At 37.4% G+C, this 17,857-nt stretch carries 18 protein-coding genes; 14 read left to right on the forward strand and 4 right to left on the reverse strand.

All coding sequences use genetic code 11. From position 1 onward, the window contains the following. Window positions 1-73: 73 nt before the first annotated feature. The 11 genes from LDX58_RS00185 (at window position 74) to LDX58_RS00235 (ending at window position 8,850) form a co-directional block, all read left to right on the forward strand. Window positions 74-346 (forward strand): IreB family regulatory phosphoprotein, encoded by a 273-nt coding sequence (locus LDX58_RS00185; RefSeq protein ID WP_227934854.1) that lies wholly within the window; start codon window positions 74-76, stop codon window positions 344-346. Continuing rightward, entirely contained in the window at window positions 343-762 is a 420-nt protein-coding gene (gene ruvX / locus LDX58_RS00190) for a Holliday junction resolvase RuvX (RefSeq protein ID WP_227934855.1), read from the forward strand. The genes LDX58_RS00185 and ruvX overlap by 4 nt, the downstream gene beginning before the upstream one ends. 166 nt (window positions 763-928) lie before the next feature. After that, entirely contained in the window at window positions 929-1,237 is a 309-nt protein-coding gene (locus LDX58_RS00195; protein ID WP_227934856.1) for a DUF1292 domain-containing protein, read from the forward strand. A gap of 127 nt (window positions 1,238-1,364) precedes the next feature. Beyond that, window positions 1,365-2,519, forward strand: a complete 1,155-nt coding sequence (mltG, locus tag LDX58_RS00200) for an endolytic transglycosylase MltG (RefSeq protein ID WP_227934857.1) — start codon at window positions 1,365-1,367, stop codon at window positions 2,517-2,519. A 68-nt stretch (window positions 2,520-2,587) separates the two neighbouring features. Continuing rightward, window positions 2,588-3,226 carry an O-methyltransferase gene (locus LDX58_RS00205; RefSeq protein ID WP_227934858.1) on the forward strand — a complete coding sequence of 213 codons (639 nt, stop codon included), beginning with the start codon at window positions 2,588-2,590 and terminating at the stop codon, window positions 3,224-3,226. A gap of 20 nt (window positions 3,227-3,246) precedes the next feature. Then, a complete protein-coding gene (locus LDX58_RS00210) occupies window positions 3,247-4,179 on the forward strand; it encodes a peptidase U32 family protein (RefSeq protein ID WP_227934859.1) in 933 nt (310 codons plus the stop codon). 16 nt (window positions 4,180-4,195) lie between these two features. After that, window positions 4,196-5,458, forward strand: a complete 1,263-nt coding sequence (locus LDX58_RS00215; RefSeq protein WP_227934860.1) for a peptidase U32 family protein — start codon at window positions 4,196-4,198, stop codon at window positions 5,456-5,458. Continuing rightward, window positions 5,458-6,093, forward strand: a complete 636-nt coding sequence (gene udk / locus LDX58_RS00220; protein WP_227934861.1) for a uridine kinase — start codon at window positions 5,458-5,460, stop codon at window positions 6,091-6,093. The genes LDX58_RS00215 and udk overlap by 1 nt, the downstream gene beginning before the upstream one ends. A gap of 207 nt (window positions 6,094-6,300) precedes the next feature. Next, complete coding sequence (gene greA / locus LDX58_RS00225) at window positions 6,301-6,777, forward strand: transcription elongation factor GreA (RefSeq protein ID WP_227934862.1); 477 nt, start codon at window positions 6,301-6,303, stop codon at window positions 6,775-6,777. Between the two features lie 100 nt (window positions 6,778-6,877). Next, window positions 6,878-7,510 (forward strand): YrrS family protein, encoded by a 633-nt coding sequence (locus LDX58_RS00230; RefSeq protein ID WP_227934863.1) that lies wholly within the window; start codon window positions 6,878-6,880, stop codon window positions 7,508-7,510. A gap of 47 nt (window positions 7,511-7,557) precedes the next feature. Continuing rightward, window positions 7,558-8,850, forward strand: a complete 1,293-nt coding sequence (locus tag LDX58_RS00235) for an amidohydrolase family protein (RefSeq protein ID WP_227934864.1) — start codon at window positions 7,558-7,560, stop codon at window positions 8,848-8,850. 266 nt (window positions 8,851-9,116) lie between these two features. On the opposite strand, the gene LDX58_RS00240 is transcribed toward LDX58_RS00235, so the two are convergent. Then, window positions 9,117-10,367 carry an adenosylhomocysteinase gene (locus LDX58_RS00240; RefSeq protein ID WP_227934865.1) on the reverse strand — a complete coding sequence of 417 codons (1,251 nt, stop codon included), beginning with the start codon at window positions 10,365-10,367 and terminating at the stop codon, window positions 9,117-9,119. A gap of 177 nt (window positions 10,368-10,544) precedes the next feature. On the opposite strand from LDX58_RS00240, the gene LDX58_RS00245 reads away from it, so the two are divergent. Further along, a complete protein-coding gene (locus LDX58_RS00245) occupies window positions 10,545-10,784 on the forward strand; it encodes a YrhC family protein (protein WP_227934866.1) in 240 nt (79 codons plus the stop codon). Between the two features lie 66 nt (window positions 10,785-10,850). Here LDX58_RS00245 and LDX58_RS00250 read toward each other — a convergent pair whose 3' ends face one another. Then, window positions 10,851-11,471, reverse strand: a complete 621-nt coding sequence (locus LDX58_RS00250) for an NUDIX hydrolase (protein WP_227934867.1) — start codon at window positions 11,469-11,471, stop codon at window positions 10,851-10,853. A 587-nt stretch (window positions 11,472-12,058) separates the two neighbouring features. Between LDX58_RS00250 and LDX58_RS00255 the strand changes: the two genes are divergently transcribed. Further along, complete coding sequence (locus tag LDX58_RS00255) at window positions 12,059-13,189, forward strand: M20 family metallopeptidase (protein WP_227934868.1); 1,131 nt, start codon at window positions 12,059-12,061, stop codon at window positions 13,187-13,189. Between the two features lie 1,104 nt (window positions 13,190-14,293). Continuing rightward, window positions 14,294-15,001 carry an RNA polymerase sporulation sigma factor SigK gene (sigK, locus tag LDX58_RS00260; RefSeq protein WP_227934869.1) on the forward strand — a complete coding sequence of 236 codons (708 nt, stop codon included), beginning with the start codon at window positions 14,294-14,296 and terminating at the stop codon, window positions 14,999-15,001. A gap of 563 nt (window positions 15,002-15,564) precedes the next feature. Here sigK and LDX58_RS00265 read toward each other — a convergent pair. Together LDX58_RS00265 and LDX58_RS00270 are read right to left on the reverse strand one after the other, a co-directional pair. After that, window positions 15,565-16,689 (reverse strand): histidine kinase N-terminal domain-containing protein, encoded by a 1,125-nt coding sequence (locus tag LDX58_RS00265; protein WP_227934870.1) that lies wholly within the window; start codon window positions 16,687-16,689, stop codon window positions 15,565-15,567. A gap of 132 nt (window positions 16,690-16,821) precedes the next feature. Beyond that, on the reverse strand, window positions 16,822-17,700 hold the full coding sequence (locus tag LDX58_RS00270; protein ID WP_227934871.1) for an SDR family oxidoreductase: 879 nt from the start codon (window positions 17,698-17,700) through the stop codon (window positions 16,822-16,824). Window positions 17,701-17,857: the final 157 nt, after the last annotated feature.

Below are 17,857 nucleotides of genomic sequence, written 5' to 3' on the forward strand. Positions count from 1 at the left end.
ATAAAAAGTAGACAAGCCCTTGGGTAAAGATCATATTTTTAGCCCAAAGCAATGAATGAAAGAGGTGTTTGTGATGAGCTCTATGGACAAAACGATGCAATTTAATTTTCATGATGAAACGGTTGATGTTGATGTCCAAGAGGTGCTTTTCTCTGTCTATGAATCACTAGAGGAGAAAGGTTATAACCCCATTAACCAGATTGTTGGCTACTTGCTTTCAGGAGATCCGGCGTACATCCCACGTCATAAGGATGCACGTACTCTCATTCGTAAGCTAGAACGTGATGAACTAATTGAAGAGTTAGTGAAATCCTATTTATCACAGCACCGTAAGGAGAATGAATGAGAGCACTTGGATTAGATGTTGGTACGAAGACAGTTGGAATGGCTTTAAGTGATGAACTTGGATGGACAGCACAAGGCTTATCGACATTAAGACGAATCGAGGAAAATCCTGAAAAAGATTTTCAAGCAATTAAGACTATTGTCGAAGAACATGGTGTTGATACAATCGTGATCGGTTTACCTAAAAACATGAATGGTTCAATTGGACCGAGTGGTGAAAGAAGTCAGTTATTTGCGGATACATTAAGTGAGTACGTATCGTGCACTATAAAGATGTGGGATGAACGTTTAACAACCGTTGCAGCAGAACGGATGCTCATTTCCGCTGATGTTAGTCGGAAGAAAAGAAAGCAAGTCATCGATAAGATGGCCGCCGTTCTGATTTTACAAGGCTATCTAGACTACAAAGGAAACTAAAGAGAATAATAAAAAGGTTGATTTTTACCCTTTATAATTTCTCTAATCAGTGAGTTCGAAGCCGTTGCAAGGTTCTTACATCTTCCCTAAGTGGTTTTCTTAGAGAAGACGCATAGCCATTGCACATCCTGTGTTACCCCAAATTATTACAAAGAGGTGCAAGAAAATGACAGAACAAGAAAAAGAACGTATTGTAATTCCTGATGAAAATGGGGATGAGCATCTTTTTGATGAATTATTCAGATTTCATGTAGATGCAACCAACAAATCTTATCTTTTAGTGACTCCAGTTGGTGCTGATGAAGATGATGAAGATGAGGAAGATGACGAGGAAGTAGAAGTTTTTGCTTTTCGTTATGAGGACCGTGAAGGCGAAGAAGATGATATTGCTTTATTCCCTGTAGAGACTGATGAAGAGTGGGAAATGGTTGAAGAAATGTTGAATACATTTCAACCGGAAGGTGATGAAGAGTAATGGAAAAACCTGGTTACCCAAAAACGGGGTAACTTCAAAAAAACCAATTCCCAAGACCAGGGAATTGGTTTTTTTCTTTAACTTTTGTAGAATTGTAGTATAATAAGACGGTGGAAGGAGGAGAATGATGTCTGATTCCAACGAAAAACCACGAAATGAGTTGTATGAAGAACGAGTTTCTCAGGCTAGAATAGTGAGGAAAATAGTTTTTTTTAGTTTGATTGGCTTAGTAGTTCTAGGTATCATTATATTTATTAGTGCTTATTTTTATTTTAAGAATACGTTAGGACCTGTTAACGCGAGTAATCCTGAGGAAATTCAGGTGACGATTCCAATAGGTTCAACGGCTAATCAAATAGGAACGATTCTTGAGTCGGAGGGATTAGTTCGCAATGGGACTATATTTCGCTATTATGTCCGTTATAAGAATGAGTCAGGTTTTCAAGCCGGCGAATATAACCTTGCAACAGATATGACCATGGATGATTTGATCGATGCCTTGAAAGAAGGAAGAGTTCTTCAAGAGCCAGAGTTAGTGTTTACTGTCCCTGAAGGCAGATGGCTAATTGATGTAGCAAAAATTATTGCTGAAGAAACAGATCATTCTGAAGAAGAAGTAATGGATGTTTTGACTGACAAAGATTATATCGAAAGCTTAATTAATCAATATCCGATGTTGACAGATGAAATTTTAAATGATGAATTACATTATGCGTTAGAGGGGTATATATTTCCTGCTCGTTATGATTTTATCGAGAAACAACCTACAATTGAAACAATCATTGAGGAAATGCTTAAGAGTACACAGTCCGTGTTGGATGAGTTTGCTTCTGAAGTGGAGCAAAGTGAATATACCGTCCACGAAATTTTGACGCTCGCGTCGATTATTGAAAGAGAAGCGCAAAAATCAGAAGACCGATATAAAATATCTGGTGTTCTTCACAATCGTCTAGAGCTTGAAATGAAGTTACAAGTTGATCCGACTGTTTCTTACGCTCATTGGGAACATAGTTATATGACAACATATGAAATGTTAAAGATTGATTCTCCTTATAATACGTATATGTATGCAGGGATTCCGGTTGGCCCGATTGCAAACCCAGGGAAGGACTCTATAAAGGCAGCATTAAACCCTGAAGAGACCTCTGCCCTTTTCTTTTATGCACGATATGGTGGAGATGTGATTTATACCGAAACATTAGAAGAACATAGTAAAGTTCATCAACAGTATCGAGATGAATGGGTTGAAGGACAAGCAGCAGAGGAAAAACAAGGCGATTAATGAGTGAGGGGGATGTGTGAAGGCACGCCCTCTTTTCTATGTAATGAAAGCATGAATGGAGTGGAACAATGATTAATGAGCAAGTTGAAAGCTATTTAAAGTCTCTCGTACCACCACGATGTGAACAGATTGAAAAAATGGAAGTTTATGCAGAGCAGCATCAAGTTCCGATTATGGATTTAGTAGGAATGGAAAGTCTGTTACAACTGTTGAAATTACACAGTCCAAAGCGAATTTTAGAAATTGGTACAGCTATTGGCTACTCAGCGATAAGGATGGCGCAAGCTCTGCCTGATGTAAAGGTTTTGACAATTGAGCGAGATGAAGTACGTTACGACGAGGCGATTAAGAATATCACAGCTTTAAATCTTACGGAACGAATCGAGGTCAAGCTCGGTGATGCACTTGATTTAGCTGAAATACTTGAATCAGCACCCCTTTTTGATGTATTATTTATTGATGCTGCCAAAGGCCAATACCAACGTTTCTTTGATTTATACGGAAGATTCGTCAAAACTGGTGGTGTGATTTACTCTGATAATGTACTTTTTCGTGGGCTTGTAGCAGACAAGAGCATAGATAATAAACGGTTACGCAAAATCGCAGAAAAGATAAATGGCTATAATCAATGGTTAATGAATCATGAGGATTATGATACAAGAATATTGCCCGTTGGAGATGGATTAGCCGTTAGCATTAAACAATAACTTAGGAGGAAGGTGATTTAATGGGGAAAAAGCCAGAATTACTAGTAACACCTAGAGATATCGCTGCCGCAAAAAAATTGTTTCAAGCAGGTGCCGATGCGATCGTAATAGGTGAGGAAAAATTCGGTCTACGTTTAGCAGGTGAATTTTCAAGAGATGATGTAAAACAAGCTATTGAAATCGCACATGGACAAGCAAAAAAAGTGTATGTTTCGATGAATGCAATTTTTCATAATGACAAAGTAAGGGAACTGACCAACTACATTGAATTCTTAAAGGATATTAAAGTCGATGGAGTTATCTTTGGTGACCCAGCTGTGTTGATGGTAGCGCGTGAAGTTGCTCCAAGCCTGAAATTACACTGGAATACAGAGCAAACCGCAACGAATTGGTTTACAGCAAATTATTGGGGAAATAAAGGCGCAAAACGTGCTGTTTTAGCTCGTGAAATAAATATGGATTCCATCATTGAAATAAAGGAAAATGCAGAGGTTGAAGTTGAAGTACAAGTTCACGGAATGACTTCTATGTTCCAATCAAAACGGACATTAATTGGAAATTATATGCAGTTTCAAGGTAAAAAGTTAGAAGTGGAGAAAAGGGATAAAGATCGCAATCTTCATTTATATGATCCTGAGCGCGAAGCGAAATATCCAATTTTTGAAGATGAGAATGGCACGCATATTATGAGTCCAAATGATATTTGTATTATTGATGAATTAGAGGAAATGATCGATGCTGGAATCGACTGCTTTAAAATTGACGGATTGTTAAAAACAACGGATTATATGGAAGTAGTAACAGGCCTATATCGTGAAGCAATTGATTTATGTGCAAACGATCGTGAAACATACGAGGAACGTAAAGAAGAATATTTAAACAAGTTAAAAGAGATTCAACCTGAAAATCGTAAGTTAGATACAGGGTTTTTCTTTAAAGAAACGGTTTATTAGGAAAGGGGGATCTTGTATGACAACAATAGCAGAACGTACAAAAGAAGGAAAACGAGTAATTATGAAAAAGCCTGAATTACTGGCTCCAGCAGGAAATTTAGAAAAACTAAAAGTTGCAGTTCACTACGGTGCAGATGCCGTGTTTATTGGTGGACGTGAGTTTGGACTCCGTTCTAATGCTGATAACTTTTCTCTTGAAGAAATGAGAGAAGGCGTTGAATTTGCGAATAGTTACGGTGCTAAAGTCTATGTGACGACTAATATTTTTGCTCATAATGAAAATATGGACGGCTTAGATGAATATTTAGAAGGATTACAAGAAGTTGGAGTTACTGGAATTATTGTAGCTGATCCTTTAATAATTGAAACGTGCAAGCGAGTCGCTCCTAAAGTAGAGGTTCACCTAAGTACCCAGCAATCTTTAAGCAACTGGCTTGCGATAAAGTTTTGGAAAGAAGAAGGTTTGCACCGTGTTGTTCTAGCACGTGAAGTAGGTCTTGAAGAAATGTTAGAAATGAAGAAAAACGTTGATATCGAGATTGAGGCGTTTGTTCATGGTGCGATGTGTATTTCTTATTCAGGACGATGTGTATTAAGTAATCATATGACTGCTAGAGACTCAAACCGTGGTGGATGCTGTCAATCTTGTCGTTGGGAATATGACTTATATGAAACAAATGACACTGGTGAAAAAGCGCTGTTTGATGAAGGCGATGCTCAATATACGATGAGTCCAAAAGATTTAAACCTAGTTCAGGCGATACCTAAGATGATCGAGGCTGGTATTGATAGTTTGAAGGTTGAGGGAAGAATGAAGTCGATCCACTATATCGCAACAGTGACAAGCGTGTATCGAAAAGTTATTGATGCCTATTGTGCTGATCCGGATGATTTTCAAATTGACAAAGCATGGTTAGATGAATTAGATAAATGCGCAAATCGCGATTTTGCTCCGCAGTTTTTTGAGGGAGCACCAACTTTTGAAGATCAGATGTATGGTAAGAACTCAAAGAGAACAAATTATGACTTCGCTGGATTAGTACTTGATTATGACGAAGAATCTTCAATGGTTACTCTGCAGCAACGTAATCATTTTAAGTCTGGTGATGAAATTGAGTTTTTCGGACCCGAAATCACTAACTTTGTTCAGACGGTCGGAACCATTTGGGATGAGGATGGCAATGAATTAGATGCAGCCAGACATCCACTGCAGATCGTTCGCTTTAAAGTGGACAAAGCAGTTTACCCGAAAAACATGATGCGTAAAGAGGTAAGGTAATGTCAAAAAAGCCTATTGTTATCGGTGTAGCTGGAGGAACAGGATCTGGTAAAACAACAGTGGCGAAAGAAATATTTTATCAATTTAACGAACAATCTATTGTATTAATTGAACAAGATGCATATTATAAAGATCAAAGCCACCTTAGTTTTGAAGAACGTTTACAAACTAATTACGATCATCCATTAGCATTTGATAATGATTTGTTACTTGAACATTTGCAGAAGTTATCTTTAAATCAAGGAATAGAAAAGCCGATTTATGATTACGCGTCTCATACTCGTTCTAAAGAAGTGATTGACATTAAGCCAAAAGATGTCATTATTTTGGAAGGGATATTGATCTTAGAGGATGAGCGTCTTCGCGAAATGATGGATATTAAGCTTTTTGTTGACGCAGATGCTGACATTCGAATCATCCGTCGTTTAGTGAGAGATATACAAGAACGTGGGCGTTCAATTGAATCAGTGATTGATCAATATACATCAGTTGTAAGACCGATGCATTTACAGTTTATTGAACCAACGAAACGTTATGCAGATGTGATTATTCTAGAAGGTGGACAGAATCGTGTCGCTATTGATCTAATGGTGACAAAAATTCGTACAATTATTGAAGAGAAAGCGATTTTGTAATAGCATAAGAAGAAGGTCTTGCAAAGACCTTCTAAGTTAGATACAAAAACTCGGAAATCCGAGTTTTTCATCTACATACGGCTTTAATCATTTTATCTATTTTTTAAAGAAGTTATTCAAGTTTGAACAACTTCACGGCAATGAGAGTGGCCATTGCCCTATCTTTTTATACCCGCACTTATAGTAGCAGAATGAGGAGTGAAAGACATGGCAGAAGAGAAGAAGCATTATATGACGATGGATGGAAAGCGCAAATTAGAAGAGGAAGTCGAATATCTAAAGACGGAACGACGTAAAGAGGTCGTTGAACGTATAAAGATTGCTCGCAGTTTTGGAGATCTTTCAGAGAACTCTGAATACGACTCAGCGAAAGAAGAACAAGCTTTTGTTGAAGGTCGAATTGCGCAACTCGAAAAAATGATTCGAAATGCAGTCATGATCGAAGAAGAAGAAGGCGCAGCCAATGTGGTTTCTTTAGGGAAAACAGTTAAATTCATAGAGCTACCTGATGGTGATGAAGAAGAGTATACGATTGTAGGAAGTGCAGAATCGGATCCAGCAGAAGGTAAAATTTCAAACGATTCTCCAATGGCTCAAAGCTTACTTGGACGCGCTATCAATGACAAGGTAACGGTCAATACACCTGGTGGGGAAATGGAAATCAAAATTGTTGATATTCGTTAATTTTAGAAAAGAAGCTGCTCAGTCTGAGTAGCTTCTTTAGTTTGCATATTAAAGAATTTAGTTCGATTGAATCTCGCGAAATTAGAGAAGATCTTGTATAATGACGAAAAAGAGAGTGATAAAAGGAAGTGGAGATATGCAAGGATTTCGTTATGAACAACGAAAGAAAAAACGAATGAACCGTATGTTAAATGTAGCGATTAGTATTGTGACCATTCTTATTTTATTTTTTGCTTATCAAATATTCTTTGGTTCACCATCTACTGAGGAAGTAACGTCTGATGAGGTAGTTGTGGAAGAAGAACAGGAGTCAGTTGACACTGCTGAAGAGATGCAGGAGAGTTCAGATGAAGCTGACAAAGAAGAAAGCAACTCGGAAGAAACTGAGGAGGAGCCCATAGAAGAGGAAGAAACAGAAGAAAAGGAACTTGAATCAGTACCTGACGGCGAATGGGAACCAATAGGGACTGAGCAAACGGATTTCACTCCTAACTTCTCAAGTGGAAGTACAAACTGGTCGGAAATGGAAAAGGCCATACGTTATGCAACTGGTCTTGATCATAATATGACCGTGTGGCGTATCGAAAATGGTGGTTCGCCTACACGCGCAAGAGGTGTAGTAAGCGGTCCAGATAATCCAGGTCAACCTTATGAAGTGTATATTGAGTGGATAGATGGTCAAGGATGGAAGCCAGTAGAGAAAAATCAATTGTCAACAAATCCATATAGATAAAGGTTGCCATTATGGCAGCCTTCTACCAGAAAAGAAGGAGTTTGCACATGTCAAAAAAGATTATTATTAATGGAACAATCATTACAATGGATGCCCAAAACACTTTAATTAAAAAGGGTGCTATTGCTTTTGAAGATGGTCAGATTACGTTTGTAGGTGAAACCCCTAATGATTTATCAAGATATGATGAGGTTATTGATGTAGATGGTGATTATGTCTTACCTGGTTTAGTTAATACACATGGACATGCATCTATGTCACTATTAAGAGGCTATGCAGACGATCTTCCATTACAGCAATGGCTCGAAGAGAAAATGTGGCCGATTGAGGCGACTTATACAAGGGATCATGCCAAATGGGGCACGTATTTATCGATTATTGAAATGTTACGTACGGGAACGACAACATTTGTGGATATGTACGATAATATGGATGAAGTGGCAATGGCTGTTGATGCTGCAGGAGTAAGAGCTAGATTATGTCGAGGAATGATCGGCTTTGGTTCAGATGAGTTACGTCAATCTAAATTAGAAGAAGCATCAAATTTTGTGCAAAACTGGAATAATCAAGCAAATGGTCGGATCACAACGATGATGTCGCCACACTCTCCTTATACGTGCGGACCTGATTTTATTGAAAAAATCGTTTCAAAAGCCGTTGAGTTAAATTCTCCTCTTCATATACATATGTCAGAAACGCAATCTGAAGTTGAGCTAAATGAAAGAGAATATGGGGAGCGTCCTGTTAAGCATTTAGAAAAACTAGGTATGTTCCACCAACCAACGTTGGTCGCGCATGCAGTCCATGTGGAAGATTGGGAAATGGATATATTAGCAAAGTACGATGTGAAAGTTTCGAATAACATTATTAGTAATCTGAAACTTGCAAGCGGAATTGCATCAGTACCAGAAATGCTTAAAAAGGGGATTACTGTTTCATTAGGAACTGATAGTTCTGCTTCTAATAATAACTTAGACCTTTTTGAAGAGTTAAAGCAAGTGGCCCTTCTCTATAAAGGTGTTCATAACGATGCGACGTTAATCCCGGCGGATAAAGCATTACAAATGGCCACGATCCACGGAGCAGAAGCAATTTGGCTAGATGATCAAATAGGAAGTTTAGAAGTGGGGAAGCAAGCTGATTTAATCGTTATAAATACCAAGCAAGCATTTTACCAACCTGTTCATAATCCAATCTCACACCTCGTCTATTCTGGAAGTGGTAGAGATGTAAAGGATGTCTATGTCCAAGGGAAACAAGTTGTGAAAAATGGTGAGTGTATAACCATTGATGAAGAAAAGGTTATTTTCGAAGTAAATCGCCTAAGCCAAGAATTTTAGAGAAAGTTTGAAAAGGTTGGTTTTTACCTTTTTGAACTTTCTCGAAGCAATGAGCGGAGCCGCTGCAAGATATTAAGCTTGTTATGAGTGCTCTTCTTATAACAGGCGCGCAGCGAGAGAAGCCATTGCCATCATGTAAAGTGAGAATTCAATAAGATAAAAAGGTTGGTTTTCACCTTTTTGAACTTTCTCACACAAAACAAAAAAGTTCAAAAAGGTTAATCTAACCTTTTTGAACTAACTAGATAAGCAATCAAATGCTGTTTTTAATCAATTTTCCAGCTTTCTAAGTATACCTTTTGCTCATCTGTTAATGCATCAATTCCTACTCCTAGAGCTTCTAATTTTAAACGAGCTACTTTTTGATCTAGCTCATAAGGAACCGTGATAATTCGATTTCCTATTTCTTTATATTGTTCGTTGACGTAAGCAAGTGAAACAGCTTGTAAAGCAAATGTCATGTCCATAATTTCAGCAGGGTGACCATCTCCTGCACCAAGATTTACTAAACGACCTTCCGCTAATAAATATAACTTACGACCATCTTCTAAAAGATATTCTTCGATGTTGGCACGAACTTCTCGCTTGGATGTAGATAATGCAGCAAGATCATGTTTGTTCACTTCAACATCAAAATGTCCTGCATTTGCAAGGATCGCTCCATCTTTCATATTTTCCATATGTTCACGACGAATCACATATTGATTCCCCGTTACGGCAATAAAGTAATCTCCTGTCTTCGCAGCTTCAGTAAGAGGCATAACTTCAAATCCATCCATATACGCCTCAATTGCTTTAATGCTATCGACTTCAGTAACAATGACCTTTGCCCCGAGTCCCTTGGCTCGAAGCGCTACACCACGTCCACACCAACCATAACCGACTACGACAACGGTTTTACCTGCTACGACTAAATTGGTTGTACGATTAATGCTGTCCCAAACAGATTGACCTGTTCCATAACGGTTATCGAATAAATGTTTACAATACCCATCATTAACGGCAATCATTGGAAACGGAAGGCTACCTGATTTCTCAAGCGCTTTATCGCGAATTACTCCTGTAGTGGTTTCTTCACAGCCCCCACGTATATTCTTCATTAAGTCAGGGCGTTCTGCATGCAGTAAGGTGACGAAATCACCACCATCATCAATGATTAGGTCTGGCTCAACTTCTAGAGCCATAATAAGGTGTTGTTTGAACTCTTCTGGGTCTGGTTTGTGTTTAGCAAAAACGGTAATACCGTCCTCGACTAATGCTGCACATACATCGTCTTGAGTAGAAAGTGGATTACTTCCTGCGATATATACATCCGCACCAGCTGCTTGAACGACTTTCGCTAAATAGGCAGTTTTTGCTTCTAGATGAAGACAAATGGCGACTTTTAATCCTTTGAATGGTTGAGTGACTTCAAATTCTTCACGAATTCGGTTTAAAACAGGCATATGCTCTTTAACCCAATCAATTTTTAAGTGTCCATTTTTGGCAAGACTCAAATCACGTACAATGCTTTTCATTTTATGTATTTCCTCCAATAACTGTAGTTGTAAACTCAGTACTATGATAACTTATTATGCGTCTATATGGAAGGAGGTGTAAGTCTAGTTGGATGACTCTTCCTCACTTAGCGATTTTTACATCGTCTATTAATCTAAGAAAGGTGATAGAATGATAGAAGAGTAGGAGGAAGATAAATGGAAGAAAAAAAGATTAAACAACTTGAAGCGAAAGTAGCTGATTATAAGCAGTATGGGTTCATTTTATTGTCTTTAAGTATCTTTCTGTTTATCGGATTAGTTATTCCATCAGAAAGTTCAACCTTAAAGATGCCGGAATTATTTATTGGTGGTATTTTTGTCACATTAACTGTTGCCGTTGTCTGTCATCTATTAGCGATGAGAGCTCAAAATGAATTATATCAAGAGAAAGAATAATATAGAGATAGAGGCTAACTTTTAGGGGTGAATGGATCCTTGTTTAACGTTAGCCTCTTTGTTGAATTAACGTTTGATGATTTCTATGAAATGAGTGAGAATTCGTGCTGTCAACCCCCATATCACATAATTTTCATAGTAATAAAAAGATTCAGGGAAATCACTATAGCGATTGGTGTAAGATCGCTTATTTGCAATTTTCTCTAACGGAAAACCTTCATTTGGTTCAAATTTCATTCGCATCGTGTGTTTCAGTGGTTGATAATTTTCAAAAAAGGAAAGCGGCACGGTGAAAATATGGTCGACCTCAAATGCGTTGATCCTGATATCCTTTAAATTATTAAAGATTCCAACAAATGGGTAGATAATACCTCGAAAAGGTGTGACTAAAATATCAAGAGGTGCAACAATTTCAACCTCACTTTCAGCTATTCCAATTTCTTCACTTAGTTCTCGAACAGCAGCAGCTTGAGGGTTTAAATCACTTGGATCTATTTTACCTCCTGGAAAACATATTTCTCCTGGCTGTTTGGTAAGTGTTTTGGAACGGACTTCAAAAAGAATGGAAAGTTCTTGATTTACATAAACAAGTGGAAGGATCACAGCTGATTTCATGGAGTCTGAACTACCTAAAATTCCTGGTTTTCTATTTATTAGTTGTTTTTGAACATAAGAAAGATCGTACATCTTATCATCTCCTTCATTAAGAACATGTAGGGTGAATAACTGTTAATACTTTTTGATTCTTGAGGATTTTTGCGATGAAACTCAAGAAAAGAGTATAGCTTAGCCATAAAATCTCTAGCCTTTTTACATCCATTCCTTTAATTTCTAAATAAGCAAAAAACCACTTGTACGGAAACTCCATGATGCTACTAATAAAAATGTAAGCCTTGTTTTTAAGTATAGCATAAGGTTGAAAGGGAGATTGTGACTCACTATTTTTCTTCAATGGAAGATGGATTAACAAATTCTAAGTTCTCTGTAAGAATATGTTACAAAGATGCTGTAATGGAAGAGATAGTACGGTACATTAATTACAGGAAAGGTCATTGACCTAGCTTCCAAAAATGTTCTCTCTACTCTCCCCCATTGCGAGCGATTCAATTGATGAATCGCTCATCTTTTTTTAAAATTGTAGCGTGTAAGAATATGGTGTTTGTATCCTCACAAGATGCATATATTGGTACTATAAGAATCAGGCTTGCAAAAAGTGTCGAAATACACGACAATTATAATAGATACAATGGTAGAAGGGTAAGGGGAAGGGCAAGATGGATGCATTTTTAAACGAAAAAAGTATGCTCGACTTATTAGAGACACTCGTAAATATAGATAGTGGTTCACATAATAAAGAAGGAGTTGACCAAGTTGGTCAAAAACTCGTTCCTTTATTTCAAGAGCTAGGTTTTGAGATCAAGAGGGTGAAGCAAGAAGAAGTCGGTGACCATTTAATAGTCACTCATCCAAAGAAAAAGGTAGCCTCTATTTTAATTGTTGCACATATGGATACGGTATTTGAAAAAGGAACAGTAGCTTTACGTCCCTTTACAATTGCAGAAGGACGAGCTTATGGACCTGGGGTTATTGATATGAAGGCTAGCCTAGTATCTGTTATTTATGCTCTTCGCTATTTAAAGGAATTCGGTTCAAAGGCGTATCAGAATGTACAAGTCATCTTAAATAGTGATGAAGAGATAGGTTCAGTCACATCTAGAGAGATCATAGAAACTGAGGTCAAAGGAAAGTCTTTTGCACTTATTATGGAACCGGCGAGACGGGATGGTTCTCTTGTTACAGAAAGACGAGGAAGTGGGCGTTTTACGATCGAAGTCCATGGAAAAGCTGCGCATTCTGGGATTGAACCAGAAAAAGGAAGAAGTGCGATTGAAGAACTTGCCCACAAGATTGTTAAATTACATGAATTAAATGATCACGAGCACGGTATTTCCGTCAATGTAGGAATAATTGAAGGTGGAGATGCGGTTAATACCATTTCAGCTATGGCAATCGGTCATTTAGATGTTCGAGTTTCTACTTTGGAACAAGCTGAAGAAGTTGAACATAAAATTGAAGAAGTCTGCGCGTCAGCGGATGTTAATGGTACGGAAATTGAATTAACTGGTGATATGAGACGCCCCCCTATGTTAAAAGACAAAAAGATTGAGGCTCTCTTTAATATTGTGAAAAATGTTGGAGCAGATCTTGGAATTGAAATTAAAGATACAAAAACAGGTGGAGGTTCTGATGCTTCTTTTACTTCAGCTATGGGGATACCAACCATTGATGGACTCGGGCCTATCGGTGGTAATGCACATAGTGATAAGGAGTATTTAGAAATTTCATCTTTAAAGGAACGAACATTATTATTAGCAAAAGTGATTGAACGATTAAATCAAAAATAGAGCAGCTAAGTTTACCGGTTAATTCCTGGTTGAGATCAACCTCAAGTTGCTAAGATAATAGGTGAAATATAACTTTGGGGAAAGACGCTATCGATAAAAGGATAACGTCTTATTTTTGATTGTACAATCCTATGCAAGTGCCTAATTAAATCTGAAAAATCGCTTATGCAAGTAAGTACCTAAAAAAGTTTATTAATGGTTAATTTTTAACTTGGGCTACTGTCAAATTAACTTCGAACTCAAACATAAATTCAACCCAATTTCAACATATAACTGGTTTGATTTTGATTTCTTTAACGATTATTTATAATAACTTAACAAACCAATTTTCAAATGAATACAATAATCTCGGTGATGTCATGAAATCGCGATGATACGTACTGAAAAATAGGCGGATGCATTGATTAACGGAGGAAACGAAACAAAGATTAGTATCGATAGTTGCATCAAAAAGTCAAAGTTAAATGATTCGATAAGAGAATCTGTAATGGAATGTTCTTATGTTTTTTTCCTATTGGTCATATACATAATCATATCGATGTTTTTCCCCCACGACAATTCTTCACAAATTCCTCTCATTCCTTTTTGTGAAAAGGCCAGCAAGGGTGTTGAGGAAGTGGATAGCTCTTTCTATTCAACTGTTTTAATATAGATCGAGATCGTAAAACAAGTAAGCTGCTTTTCTTGTATTAGGGTGTTTGATATAGTCGTCAAAGCTAATGTTTAAACGTTCAATCAAGGTTTTATATGCTTGTGGTTGTTCTGCTTTCGCAAGCTCCCAATTCCTTGCTTACTCTCTGCAAAATGTAACATGAAAACCAGGACCAAAATCCGTTAATCTTCTTTGGACATCTAACCAGATGCCATGCTGAAGAATGGTTTTTGCAGCAAATTAATTGATTCCATGCTAAACTCTCTTAGTTAATGGCAGTGTATTTTCAACGACTCAATCACCTCTATCCATTTATAATTTCAATTGAATCCACTGCGTGAACACACTTCCTATTGTACAACAAAAAATTTCTACTTTATTTTTTGTTGTACAGACACGAGCAAGCCCATTTTGACATAGGGATGAAGTAACGATAATTTGGGGGTGATTTCGTGTCAGCCATAATTGTAGCGATATCGTATTTATTTAAAGAAGTGATCGTCTTTGTATCCTATGTCAAGAACAACGCCTTCCCACAGCCACTAAAAAAAGACGAAGAACGTAAATACTTAAAACTTATGCAGGAAGGCGATGCAGAAGCACGGGACCTTCTAATTGAACATAACCTAAGGCTTGTTGCTCACATTGTCAAAAAATTTGAGAATACCCGAGAAGACACAGAAGATTTAATCTCGATTGGTACGATTGGTTTAATCAAGGCAATAGAGAGTTATTCTGATGGAAAAGGGACAAAGCTAGCAACCTATGCCGCTCGTTGTATTGAGAATGAAATCCTCATGCACTTAAGGGCATTGAAAAAGGTCAAGAAAGATGTTTCTCTCCATGATCCAATTGGTACAGATAAGGAGGGAAATGAGATTACCCTTATCGATGTCTTACAAGAAGAAGGGGAAGATATTGTCGATGTGATCCAAACGAATATGGAAAAAACACAGATTTATAAGTTTATTCATGTTTTAGATGACCGTGAGAAAGAGGTAATTATCGGTCGCTTTGGATTGAATCTAGAGGAAGAACGAACTCAAAGAGAGATAGCAAAAGAATTAGGAATTTCTCGTAGCTATGTGTCACGAATTGAGAAACGCGCCTTGATGAAACTGTTTCATGAATTTTATAAGCATAGTCAGGGAAAAGGTTAACTAATGAACTAGGAGGTTTCTCTTCTAGAGCTTATTCAAAAAGGGAAGACCGCCCTTTTTGAACCTTTAGCTCCTAATGCGGAGTTGCAATGGCTTCACTCACTGCGCGTCGATCCGAGAAAACCACTCGGATCGACTTAAAACTTTGCAGTGGCTTCGCTCATTGCTTCGAGATTGTTTTTTGACATTGGAATAAATAATACATTAGGTAGGCGATAAAGGTTCTCAGTATAGGGTTAGAAGGTAACGCTAGATAAGGGAGTTTCCTCTATTTGTGTGTCTTCATAGCTTAGAGAAGAGAGCAATATGCGACGGCATTGCCGTTTCCTAATGGATCTTTTAAGAGCGATATTAGCTTTTTGAGTGTTCTCTGTCTGCAGGCGTGTCTTTTCAAAAATCGATTAATAAGTTGCACTGTTACAGATAACATCTAGTGGTGGAAAGGGATTATGTAGACGAGGAATAGAAGATGAAGAAAGAAGCGAAAGGTAACGGACTTATTAGAAAATCAAAGGAATTCATCATGAATTCCTTTGATTGTAAGACAGCTATTTGGTTCGAGTCTACAGTGGTAACCGAATCTCAAATACCGTTTCATCCTGATCAGAAAGACAGTTCATCGTGCCATTATGTTTTTCGATGATGTTTTTACAAACATACAGTCCGATACCAGTGCCGAGGTCTTTTGTTGTAAAGAAAGGTTCAAATATCGTTTCTCGAACTTCGAGAGGAATCGCTGGTCCGTTGTTGGAAATCTGAATCATAACATCTTCATCAAGCTTGTACTCAACGGTAATTTTAATTTCTCTAGGTTTTTCTTTTTGTTGTATGGCATCAATCGAATTCATCAGTAAATTGACAAAAACTTGTTTCAATTCATCTTGATATACTTCGATCTTTAAATCCTCTTTCATCATCAATGTAACATTGACATCGACATCAACAAAGCTAGGGTACAAAAAATTTAAAATGTCTTCTAGTAATGTTTTTAATTCTACCTTTTTCTTGGAGTCACCAACAATGTCCATTTTCGATGTGTGAAGGAACTGTGTGATTCGAAATTTTAATTGGTCAAGTTCGAGTTCGATTATGTCTAAGTATTTTAAGTTTGGGTATTCACTGCGAAGTAATTTGTTGAATCCAATAATGGAGGTTAGTGGATTTCTAAATTCATGAACGAAACTTGAAGACATTTGACCAAGTATGGCCAGTTTATCCTTATGCGATTGACTGATAAAATGCTTACTCTGTTGTAATTCTTGATTTTTAATCTCTGTGTATTTTGTCACCGTATGGTAACAGAACTGGTCAAACTGTTGGTTAACTAAAGTGACTGACATCTGTAGTTTCTCATTTTCAAGGCCTGCATTAAGAATGAATTTGACGAGAATGCTTCTCCCCAGGTTCACATTAAAAACAAAGTCACCAATATTACTGTTTGCTTCAAAGCGCTCATGAGCCACTTTGATAGCTAATTCTTTTAACTGAGTCTTGTCTATCTGTCCAAGTAGAGTATTTCTCACAAGTTTATACATCATAAGACCATTGTCTTTGATGTTATCTTTAAAGATGTCATGTGGGTCTAGTAAGACTTGGTCTGTCCATTCTTGAAAGAAGCATGATTTATGTTGTTCCAGGTATTCGTATAATTCTTCAAAATTGAGGTTTGAATTTGTTTCCAACAGCATTCTTCGTCACTACTTTCTTAAAAGAAGGTATTACTACTCTATTAGACAAGTATTGCTGTTATCCCTTTATTTTTGACAAAAAAAGCTGATTCAAAAGGTTGTTTATAACCTAGTTAAATCAGCCTGCTGCTTTTATCCATTTACAATCGATCCCCCGTTGACATGAATAATTTGTCCAGAAACATAGGAGGAATCCTCGGAAGCAAGATAAACGTAACTTGGTGCTAATTCTGCTGGTTGTCCCGGTCTTCCCATTGGACTGGTTGTCCCAAATGAGGCGACTTGATCTGCAGGGAATGAAGCAGGTATTAATGGCGTCCAAATAGGGCCTGGAGCAACGGCGTTGACTCGGATTCCCTTAGATACTAAACTCTCGGAAAGTGACCGAGTAAGAGCAACTATTGCACCTTTTGTTGATGCGTAATCGATTAAAACAGGATTTCCTTTATAAGCAACAATTGATGCCGTATTAATAATGGTGCTACCTTTCTTTAAATGGGGCATAGCTGCTTTAATGAAGTGAAAGCATGAAAAGATATTGGTTTTAAACGTACGTTCAAGTTGTGCAGTACTAATATCTTCAATGTTTTCTTGATAATGTTGTTCACCTGCATTGTTGATCAAACAATCTAGTTGTCCGTAGTTTTCAATTGTTTGCTTTATTGCTTGTTGACAAATGGATTCTTCGCCAATATCACCAGCAATTAATAAACAATCTCCACCATACTTCTCAATTTCTGCTTTCGTTTTATGGGCATCGTCATGCTCTTCAAGATAGATGATGGAAAGTTTAGCTCCTTCTTTAGCAAAAGCAATCGCAATAGCTCTGCCAATGCCGCTGTCGCCCCCTGTTATGAGAGCTACTTTGTTCTTTAATTTTCCGCTTCCTTTATAGTTAGGGTCATCATAAACAGGTGATGGCTTCATATTGCTTTCTATACCAGGCTGATGGTTTTGAGTTTGCGCAGGTTGACCATTAGCTTGTTTGGATTCTATTTCATTATAATTCATTTATCATCACTCCTCTGTTATTTGACTATAGATCTAGTAATTCCTTGTATGTCATATAATTAAACGTTTAAAAAGAAATTTTCTAATCGGTCATTAAATCTCTACAAATATTGAAAAGGCTAGCATTGAGTAACACTCAATGCTAGCCTTTTTAAAT

This window comes from Alkalihalobacillus deserti (genome assembly GCF_020734105.1).
Classification (GTDB): Bacteria; Bacillota; Bacilli; order Bacillales; family Bacillaceae_D; genus Halalkalibacter; species Halalkalibacter deserti.